Below are 10,019 nucleotides of genomic sequence, written 5' to 3' on the forward strand. Positions count from 1 at the left end.
CGTTTTGGTCGGAGAGCTTAAGTTCGAAGACTCTACTCTTGCTGAAGGCGTCGAAGATTATTCGCAGGCTAACACAGAAGAAGTATCTGGAGATGATTTGACAGAAGATGTTAAGCTGGAAGATGAATCAGAGGCGCAGCCAGAAGAAGCTGAGCCTACAATGGACGACGAAATTAAGAATGATACGGAAGCTGACGAAGAGCAGTAAGCTCGTAGTCAAAGTAATTGAAGGAGCAATAACATGAGGATAACTGTAGAAGATTGCCTTAATCTGGATGCGTTCAAAGGTAGTACCGTAATTTCCTGTAAGAGAAAAATGGACAGAAGAGTGCGAACACTCTCGGTTTTCGATGAAATTGATTATGAGAAGGGAATCGAGCGCAATGGAGTTAAGGAGCAGATGGTTCTGACTCACTTCTGGAACTGCAAGGATGATATTGATGCCCAGTGCCGTATTGTCGTTGGGTTCGGAAAAAAAGCAATCGCTACACTCGTAATCTTCCTAAATGAGGAAGGAGTTAGAGCTGTAGATCCTAAAGTAATAAAGACAGCAGAGGATAACGGACTCCTTATCATTGTTATTCCAGACGATAAGGAGACCACATATGCAGTTCTCATGGAGCAAGTGCTAGATAAAATTCTTTACGGTCATAATTACAGCGATAACATTCTTAATAACACGATTTACCACCTCCTTAACTTTGAGAAGCATAGAAACTTCCAGAGTGCGCTTAAGGAGGCGGCTGTAAACAATGATTATCAGGCCATACTGATGACTTCTGAATTCAATCCTATTCTCACGATTGAAACCCGTCATGAGGAAACCATTGACAACGCTATAGTACAGGCCAAGAAGATGGACGTATCACACTCGACACTATTTACTCAGGTCAATATAAACGATGTCATCACATATTGGGGAACTATCGATATTAACAATGAGAAGCATATATTGATGATTGTCGATAATGAGGATAATTACTCTGCAACCGAAATCAAAAAGCTCGCAGAGATTATCGAACTTGCGATGGGTATGTGGAAGTACACTCCAGAGAGAGATTCGAGAGCTGAATTCATTAAGTCGGCTATCAGAGGAGATCTCACTTTCTGTTACACTCTCATCGATGAAGCTGGTCTCAAGGGTAAGCAGTTCGTCAGTGTGTTCTATGCGAATGGAATCAACAATAGAGCGTCGCAGGATATTATCGAGAAGTACAAATCTGACAAAGGGTTTGGATTACTTCCTCTCATCGAAGGAAATGAATTTTACGGCATGATTTATGCTGATGCAGGTGAGGAGAAGGGTGTTCAGCTCAAGAACGATTGCCTCAAAATGTATGACGACCTCAAAGAAGGTCGTAAAGACGTAAGAATTTTCCACTCAACAGGTATTGAGGAACTAGACAGCGCAATCGATGGCTTCAAGATGATTAACGAAACTTGGAATAACGTAGAGGCTGTATTCCCATACAAGAGAGTATTTACTAAGTACGAGATGTCAATGGTTTGCAACTGTATCAATATTCAGATGCAGGGCAGCGTGCTCAAAAAGATTTATCTCGACCTTCTTGAACCTTTTGAGAGAGAGGTATCTTTGAACAAGGGAAGGTTACTTCTAGAGACACTGGAAACTTTTGTTCTTGATGCAGGAATGAATAGTAACAAGACTGCAGAGTTTATGAATATTCATAACAATACAGTTCAATACAGACTAAAGCGAATCAACGAGATTCTCGGCGCAGAGCTGACAGGAAACAGAATTATTCCGGGTCTAACCATGGCACTGGCTCTAAGGAGAATGGAGGATCACTAAAATGCTTCTAGCTGTAGATGTAGGAAATACAAATATAGTGATAGGCGTGTTCAGCAAGTCACAGCTCATTACGAGCTGGCGACTTGCTACAGATAGCAGGCGAAGTGCAGACGAGTACGGGATTCTAGTCGAGCGGATGTTCAGACATGAGGGTATTGACCCATCGGACATTGACGACGTAATTATATCCTCTGTCGTGCCTTCGCTGCTTTTTGCCTTGCAGCACATGTGCTATAAGTATCTACACGTATCACCACTAGTTGTAGAGACTGGTGTAAAGACTGGACTTAAGATCAAATGCGATGATCCAAGACAGATTGGATCGGACAGAATCGTAAATGCCGTTGCCGCTCACCACAAATATAAGGGGCCACTTATAGTCATTGACTTCGGAACAGCAACGACTTTCTGCGCTATCACCGAGGACGGAGAATATCTAGGTGGCACAATTGCGCCTGGAATCAAAATCTCGGCAAAGGCGCTTTTTGAACAGACTGCTAAGTTACCACATGTTGACCTAGAGGTTCCTGGCAATATGATTTGCAAAAACACCATTGAAAGTATGCAGTCAGGACTTGTTTATGGCCATATGGGATTAACCGAGCACATAGTAGAGGGCATGAAGCATGAGCTCGTATATAACTACGGTAAAGACTATGACGCTATTAAGGTCATTGCAACCGGAGGACTGGCGCCGATGGTTGAGAATGGCGTAAAGTGTATCGATGTTATCGAAAAGAGACTTACGCTCGACGGACTGGTTCTCATATATGAGAGAAATAAATCACAGAGAAAGAAACACGGCTAATGTCAGATAGCAAATATTTAATTGGCGATATTGAACTACCCAATCCTTTTATGTTAGCACCACTTGCGGGTGTCACGGATGCAGTGACAAGGCGCCTTTGCGAAGAGCAGGGGGCAGCCATGACTTGCACGGAGATGGTAAGTGCAAAGGGCCTTTATTATGGGGACAGGAAGACTCCTAAGCTTCTTTACATACCTCCAGAATCAGGGTTAACCGCAGTTCAGATATTTGGTAGTGAACCGGACGTGATGGCTTACGCTGCGTCGACTCTGAACTCTTGTCCAAACGTAATTCTTGACATCAACATGGGGTGTCCCGTACCAAAAGTCGTAAAGAACGGTGACGGTTCTGCACTGATGAAAAATCCCGAACTCGTGTATGACATAGTGTATGCGGTTGTGAAGAGCTCTGATAAACCAGTTACAGTAAAGATAAGAAAAGGCTTTGATGAGAACTCTATCAATGCACCAGAGGTTGCTAAGGCTATATCCAGTGCGGGAGCTGCTGCCGTTGCAGTACATGGTAGAACTCGCCAGCAGTATTATTCAGGTGAAGCTGACTGGGACATCATCAGACAGGTCAAGGAAGCCGTATCTATTCCGGTAATCGGAAATGGAGATGTTTTTACAGGTGAAGACGGGGTGCGTATGATGAAGGAGACAGGATGTGACTTCGTCATGGTAGCGAGAGGAGCTATGGGAAATCCCTGGATTTTTAGAGAGCTAAATGCTGCACTACTAGGTAAAGAAATACCTGAGCGACCCACTGCAAGTGAGATTAGTGCGATGATGAACAGGCATCTCGATGAACTTATTGAGCTGAAGGATGAATATTCAGCAATAAGGGAGATGAGAAAATTTGTAGCATGGTATACTAAAGGGGTGAAGGGAGCAGCTAAGCTCCGCGGTAAGATTAACACTATTGAAACACGAGCAGAGATGAAAGAGGCTTTGAACATTGAAAAACAAAAAGAAACTTAAGGCAGTGTCCATCGTGCTAATGCTGGTTATGCTAGTAGGAGTCTTAAGCGGATGCACGACCTTTGACAATTTCAAAAAGACCTTTATAGACAAGCAGGTAGTAGGCGAAGAGAACACTATCATCATTGGTATCTACGAGCCTAGTTCTGGTGAATTCAAGGAACAGGGTGGGGAGGAAATCAGAGGTGTTGAGCTTGCGAATTCCATCTATGGCAACGTTAATGGAATCAAGATTAAGCTAGTGAGAGTTGATAATCAGTCAGATATAAACTCTGCGAAGGGTGCGATTCAGAATCTTATCAAGATGAAGCCTGCTGTCATAATCGGAAGTGCTGGAGAAGCGAACTCTATGGTTGCATCTCCGTATATTGAAGCTGCAAAGATTCCGACGATTACGCCGTCGGCAGTAAATCCTCTTATCACAGAGAACAACAATTATTATTTCAGAGCTTCAATCACTGAATCCCAGAGGGGTGTAGGACTAGCTGAATACGTATATAGCGTACTCGGATCTAGAAAGATTGCGATTGTGTCGATGAAGAACGATAGTGCAAATACTGCGATGCTGAGGGGCTTCAGTTCTAAAGTGCATGAGCTTGAACAAGGATCAGCGAGTGATTCGTCTTCTAACGCAACCTCGATAGTATATAAGAAATCTGTCGACGTAGACTTTGAAGGCTTTGGAAAGCTTATTAAGAACATAAAAGAATCGGGTGCGGATGTTGTGATGCTGCCATTTGGCGCTGAGAAGTCAGATAAATTATTTGCAACAATAGAGAAGAAAAACCTCGAGGATAAGATTACATTCGTAGGTAGCTCTTATTGGAATACGGAAGAGTTCGCATATATGATGAAGAAGCATCCCAGGATAAAGGTCGTTTTTCCGTCTGACTCCGTATTTAGCGGTGGTAAGACGACAACAAAGTCAGTTACTGCCGAGACACAGAGATTCCTCATTGAGTATGCTAACAAGTATGGTAACGATTCAGAACCTACTAGCAACGCAGCTCTAGGATACGATTCATATCTGTTGGCGATTAATGCTATCAACAGGGCAAATTCTAAGAAGCCAGAAGATATAAGAAAAGCTTTAACGGAGTTAACCGGTGTACGGGGTGCGACTGGAGTATTCACCTTCGATAAGGACGGAAACCCTGTTAAGTCAGTTAACTTATCGACTATCAAGTCTGGAAAAGTTATTTCGCTATACGTAACTAATGAGGCAACCACGGCGGAGACCATGGAGAAAATCAAATAGTAACAAATTACCTATTCAAATGACTTAAGGGTTTATAATACATGCTTTATAGATTGAGGTAACAAAATGGATTATATCGAGTACTTAGAAAAATCAAATTCCAAGATGATTGAGGAACTTGCTAGGCAAGTAAGGATTGATAGCGTGAAGTCAGACCCTGTAAGAACACCTGACGGAGAAGTGTATCCGTTTGGAAAGGGTGTTCAGGAATCACTCGAAGAGCTTCTTAAGCTCGGAGAGAGCATGGGATTTGAGGTTCACAACTATGATAACTATGTTGGTGAAATCGTATTCCCTGGTGATCCGAGTGAAGCGTCATTCGGTATTGTAGGTCATCTCGATGTAGTTCCCGTATCTGATGATTGGAAACACGGTCCATTTAATCCAGTGATTGAAGATGGATTCATGTATGGTCGTGGAACAGCTGACGATAAAGGACCTGTGATTGCTGCACTCTTTGCTATGAAGGCTATCAAAGATGCAGGTATCACGCCTAAGAAAACGATTAAACTGATTGCTGGTCTCGATGAGGAGACTGGCAAGGAAAGTGCTATCCACTATAGAGAAGTGGCAAATATGCCTGATTTTGGAATTACTCCAGATGCAGACTTCCCTGTTATTAACGGAGAAAAGGGAATTTTAATCTTTGATATCGCACAGAAACTCAAGAAGCATACTGTTAAGGAAGGTCTTGTGCTAAGCAAGGTTCAGGGCGGACTAGCAGCAAATGCAGTTCCCGCATATGCTAGAGCAGTTGTCGCGTCTGATGATAAATCGAGATACGATGAGATAATCGCGCTCGTTAAGTCATACAGAGAAGAGAGCGGATACGATGTCACTGCCAAGAAGACTGGAACATCTCTAGCTATCGAGGCACATGGAGTTGCTGCACATGGTTCAGTTCCACACAAGGGACTGAATGCTATCAGTATACTCATGCAGTTCCTAGGCAAACTGGAATTAGCGGGAGACGAAGTAACTGAATTTATCGATTTCTACAACGACCATATCGGATTTGATTTAAATGGTGAGCGACTCGAGTGCCAATTTGAGGATGCTCCGTCGGGTAAGGTAATCGTAAACGTTGGAACTATTGAGATCAACGACGAAGTTGCTACGATGAAGCTTAATATAAGAGTTCCTGTGACATTTGAGAATTCAGCAGTTCTTGGCGGAATAGAGAGTGTACTCGGATCTAATCAGGGCATCGTAAAGGGCACTGATGAAAAAGCGATATATGTAAATCCTGAAGATGACTTCGTAAAAACACTTATGGAGGCATACAGAGATTTTTCTGGAGACTTAGACAGTGAACCGGTCGTAATCGGTGGCGGAACTTACGCTAAACATTTCGATGGCGTTCTAGCATTTGGCGGACTCTTCCCATGGGAAGATGACTGTATGCACATGACAGATGAGAGGATATCTCTCGATTCATATAGCAAGATGGCAAAAATATATGCTTCTACAGTGTATAAGCTCTGCTGTAAGTAAGTAGGTATAGGACGAGAAATGAGTGTTCAGGAACAGATTATTTATATAAATAATGAACAGGATACTGAAGCGTTTGGAATGGAACTGGCTTCTACGCTAGAACCAGGTGATATTTTGGCTCTAATCGGAGACCTTGGAACTGGCAAGACTACTTTAACGAAGTATATTGCAAAGGGAATGGGAGTTACTGAAAATATCGATAGTCCTACCTTCAATATTGTTAAGGAACACAAGAGCGGTAGATTACCGCTCTTCCATTTTGATGTATATAGATTATCAAGTGGTGATGAGCTTCTTGATATCGGTGCCGATGAGTACTTCTACGCGGACGGTGTATGCATAATCGAATGGGCGGATATAGTGGCCGATGTCATACCTGAAAAGGCAAAGGTTATACTGATAGAGTATGGTGACAAGCAAGGGGAGCGAGTTTATAGATGTATATTCTAAGTATTGAGACTACAGGGAAATACGGTTCGGCTGCACTCATAGGGGATGATGGCAAGCTAATATCAAAAAGCTCTCATGAGGAGATGAGCCACCTTAAGGATATAATGTTTCTTGCTGATGCGTGCCTTAAGGCTGAAGGAATAGAGCCTCAGTCTATTGATGCTGTTGCAGCGTCCATCGGACCAGGATCATTTACAGGTATTAGAATTGGTGTTTCAACTGCAAGAGGACTTGCAGAGATGCTTAAAATTCCTTGTGTTGCCGTATCTTCTCTCGAGGGCATGGCAGCTCTCGCAGACTCTCACGTTAACGAAAAAGTAAGATTCTTTGTACCTATTATAAATGCGAGAAGAGGGCAGCTTTATGGCGCTATTTTTGAGCGAAATGGTAATGGGTATAAAGCGGTACTTAGCGAAAAGCAGTACATGATAGATAAGTTTATGGAGACACTTCAGAAGCTGGGTATAAAGGATTCTGAGGTTGTTTTCGTTGGAGATGGAATCGATGCATATGAGTCGGAAATCAGTGAAGCTGGTGCATTTTTATTAGCTGATGAAGAGTGGCGATACCAAGATGCGGTTTCAGTATCTAAACTTGCAATGCAGAAGTATGAGAGAGGGGAGACGGTATCTTGTGATGGGCTTCTCCCTAACTATATGAGAAAGAGCGAAGCTGAGATGAGGCTTGAGTCGGGTACGCTAAGCAGCAAGATAGGAAAGCTCAAATGATAGTGCAGGAAAATAAGCTGAAGCCAGAGGTCAATATAAGGCTTGCTGAAGCCGAAGATCTGGAAAACATATATGATTTGGATGTAGCGACATTTACAATGCCGTGGAGCGAGGAATCTCTTAGATACGACATACTTGAAAACGATAACGCATTCGTGATTGTGGCTGAGTATGAAGGTGAATTTGCAGGCTACGCGGATATATGGGCCATTCTAGATGAAGCTGATTTCAACAGCATTGCAGTGAGTACTGACTTCAGAAGAAAGGGTATAGGTGAAGCAATCGTACTAGCGATGATTGAAATGCTAGAGGGAAATGGTGTTGCGCTTATAAATCTGGAAGTGAGAGTTAGCAACGTGCCTGCAATAAGTCTATACAAAAAATACGGATTTAAAGAATGCGGTGTGCGCCCAAAGTACTATCTCGACAATGATGAGGACGCACTGATTATGAAGAGGGAGATAGGTGATTATGCACCAGAATAAGCATATTACACTTGGAATAGAGTCTAGCTGTGATGAGACAGCTGTTGGCATCGTTGCGGATGGACGTGAGGTGTTGGCAAATGTCATTTCATCGCAGATTGATATACATACGAAGTTTGGCGGTGTTGTACCGGAAATTGCTTCGAGGCGTCACCTTGAGAATATCAACGACGTAATAGAACAAGCTCTAGATGAAGCAGGAATTACTATGGATGAGATAGATCTCATTGGTGTAACGTATGGACCAGGACTCGTTGGTGCACTTCTTGTTGGCATTGCAACGGCAAAGGCCATGGCTTGGGCACGAGGTATTCCGCTAGTAGGTGTAAATCATATGCATGGTCATATCGCGTCTAACTATCTAGAATATAAGGAGCTCGAGCCACCGTTCATCGGACTTGTGGTCTCTGGTGGGCATACCAACATCATCAAAGTAGATGATTACAATGAGTGTATGATACTCGGTGCAACTAGAGATGATGCGGCTGGTGAAGCTATGGACAAGGTTGCCAGGGTAGTAGGCCTGGGATATCCAGGAGGACCTAAAATAGATAAAGCAGCTTGCGAGGGCGATAGAAACGCTATCGAATTCAAAAGGGTTTACCTCAAGGATGGAAGCTATGACTTTAGCTTTAGCGGACTCAAGACTCAGGTGCTGAACTATATAAATAGTGAAAGACAGGCAGGTAGAGAGATTAATGTACCTGATTTAGCGGCATCTTTTCAAGAATCGATTATGGAAGTTATTGCCGATAAGGCGGTCAACGCTGCTATCTCATATGGAAATAACAAAATCGTAGTTGCTGGCGGCGTTGCTGCTAACAGCAGACTCAGGGAACTACTTGAGAGCAAGGGTGAAGCAGCGGGTATCGAGATTCTAAAGCCGGCTCAGATTCTTTGTACAGATAATGGTGCGATGATCGCTTGCTCTGCATACTATAAGATGAAGAAAGGAGAGTTCGCGGATATGTCACTAGATGCGTGTCCCGGACTGGAGTTTTAACTATGCTTGTAATGTCGGCAAAAGATATATGCAAGTCATACGGAACTGACGTCATCATCGAGGATATCTCGTTTTCTATAAATAAAGGTGACAAGGTAGGAATTGTTGGACCTAACGGAGCTGGTAAAACCACACTACTAAGCATAGTTGCAGGTGAGAATGAACCGACTAGCGGAGATGTATTTATTCGCAGTGGCTATGTCGTCGGGTATCTCAAGCAGAAGGATCATTTTTTTTCAGAAGGAACAGTGCTTGCTGAGGCGGCAAAAACATTCACTAACTTCTATAAGATGGAAGAGGAAATTGCAAGGCTTGAGAAGGCTATATCAGATACCAGTAACACGAGATTTGACCAGGATCTTAATGCATATACTCATCTGATGGACGAGTACAAGGCTAGTGGCGGATATTCATACAAGAGCGAGCTTATTGGGGTGCTGGCGAGCATGGGCTTTGGCGCAGATACTCATGATAAAGAGATAAGCATGCTATCCGGTGGTGAGAGAACTAGGCTCGCACTAGCTTGCATGATGCTTAGAAAACCGGATATTCTGATGCTTGACGAGCCTACCAACCATCTTGATCTCAAGATGCTTGCTTGGCTGGAGTCATTTCTGAAGACTTACAAAGGTACGATAATCGTCGTATCACACGATAGATATTTTCTAGATAGGATAGTGAACCGCATATTTGATATGCGCGGAACACACCTTGTTGATTATCGTGGAAATTACTCGAAGTACCTCGTAAAGCGCAGAGAGCGAGAAGAGGTGATGAGGCGAGAGTATGACAAGCAACAGAAGGAAATTACTCGTCAAGAGGAGATTATCCGTAGATTTAAACAGCACAATACTGAGCATCTAGTCAAGAGGGCACAGTCCAGAGAGAAGCGACTTGCTCATATCGATGTGCTGGATAAACCTTCGTTTAAACAGGTGGAGCTTAAGCTTTCATTTGATGCTGACTTCCAGAGTGGCAAAGATGTAATAATGACGGAAGA

The 10,019-nt window shown here is 43.1% G+C and carries 11 protein-coding genes; all 11 read left to right on the forward strand.

The window, feature by feature from the left end; all coding sequences use genetic code 11:
* The coding region (locus tag AXF17_RS09180; RefSeq protein ID WP_169711318.1) for a hypothetical protein at nucleotides 1-208 on the forward strand (208 nt) is incomplete at its 5' end.
* 33 nt (nucleotides 209-241) lie between these two features.
* Nucleotides 242-1,813 (forward strand): PucR family transcriptional regulator, encoded by a 1,572-nt coding sequence (locus tag AXF17_RS04400; RefSeq protein ID WP_094233981.1) that lies wholly within the window; start codon nucleotides 242-244, stop codon nucleotides 1,811-1,813.
* 1 nt (nucleotide 1,814) lies between these two features.
* A complete protein-coding gene (locus AXF17_RS04405; RefSeq protein WP_094233982.1) occupies nucleotides 1,815-2,621 on the forward strand; it encodes a type III pantothenate kinase in 807 nt (268 codons plus the stop codon).
* Nucleotides 2,621-3,601: a tRNA dihydrouridine synthase DusB gene (dusB, locus tag AXF17_RS04410; RefSeq protein WP_094233983.1), complete on the forward strand. Its 981-nt coding sequence runs from the start codon at nucleotides 2,621-2,623 to the stop codon at nucleotides 3,599-3,601. The genes AXF17_RS04405 and dusB overlap by 1 nt, the downstream gene beginning before the upstream one ends.
* Complete coding sequence (locus AXF17_RS04415) at nucleotides 3,579-4,859, forward strand: ABC transporter substrate-binding protein (RefSeq protein WP_094233984.1); 1,281 nt, start codon at nucleotides 3,579-3,581, stop codon at nucleotides 4,857-4,859. Before dusB ends, AXF17_RS04415 begins: the two co-directional genes overlap by 23 nt.
* Before the next feature lie 66 nt (nucleotides 4,860-4,925).
* Nucleotides 4,926-6,353, forward strand: coding sequence for a dipeptidase PepV (gene pepV, locus AXF17_RS04420; protein ID WP_094233985.1), 1,428 nt, complete (start codon nucleotides 4,926-4,928; stop codon nucleotides 6,351-6,353).
* Between the two features lie 18 nt (nucleotides 6,354-6,371).
* Complete coding sequence (tsaE, locus tag AXF17_RS04425) at nucleotides 6,372-6,803, forward strand: tRNA (adenosine(37)-N6)-threonylcarbamoyltransferase complex ATPase subunit type 1 TsaE (RefSeq protein WP_094233986.1); 432 nt, start codon at nucleotides 6,372-6,374, stop codon at nucleotides 6,801-6,803.
* A complete protein-coding gene (gene tsaB, locus AXF17_RS04430; RefSeq protein WP_094233987.1) occupies nucleotides 6,791-7,531 on the forward strand; it encodes a tRNA (adenosine(37)-N6)-threonylcarbamoyltransferase complex dimerization subunit type 1 TsaB in 741 nt (246 codons plus the stop codon). Before tsaE ends, tsaB begins: the two co-directional genes overlap by 13 nt.
* Complete coding sequence (gene rimI / locus AXF17_RS04435; RefSeq protein WP_094233988.1) at nucleotides 7,528-8,016, forward strand: ribosomal protein S18-alanine N-acetyltransferase; 489 nt, start codon at nucleotides 7,528-7,530, stop codon at nucleotides 8,014-8,016. Before tsaB ends, rimI begins: the two co-directional genes overlap by 4 nt.
* Nucleotides 8,003-9,019 carry a tRNA (adenosine(37)-N6)-threonylcarbamoyltransferase complex transferase subunit TsaD gene (gene tsaD, locus AXF17_RS04440; RefSeq protein ID WP_169711319.1) on the forward strand — a complete coding sequence of 339 codons (1,017 nt, stop codon included), beginning with the start codon at nucleotides 8,003-8,005 and terminating at the stop codon, nucleotides 9,017-9,019. Before rimI ends, tsaD begins: the two co-directional genes overlap by 14 nt.
* A 2-nt stretch (nucleotides 9,020-9,021) precedes the next feature.
* Nucleotides 9,022-10,019 (forward strand): ABC-F family ATP-binding cassette domain-containing protein (locus AXF17_RS04445; protein WP_157682624.1); only part of this gene is annotated, 998 nt, incomplete at its 3' end.

The sequence above is a fragment of the Mogibacterium pumilum genome (genome assembly GCF_002243385.1).
Classification (GTDB): Bacteria; Bacillota; Clostridia; order Peptostreptococcales; family Anaerovoracaceae; genus Mogibacterium; species Mogibacterium pumilum.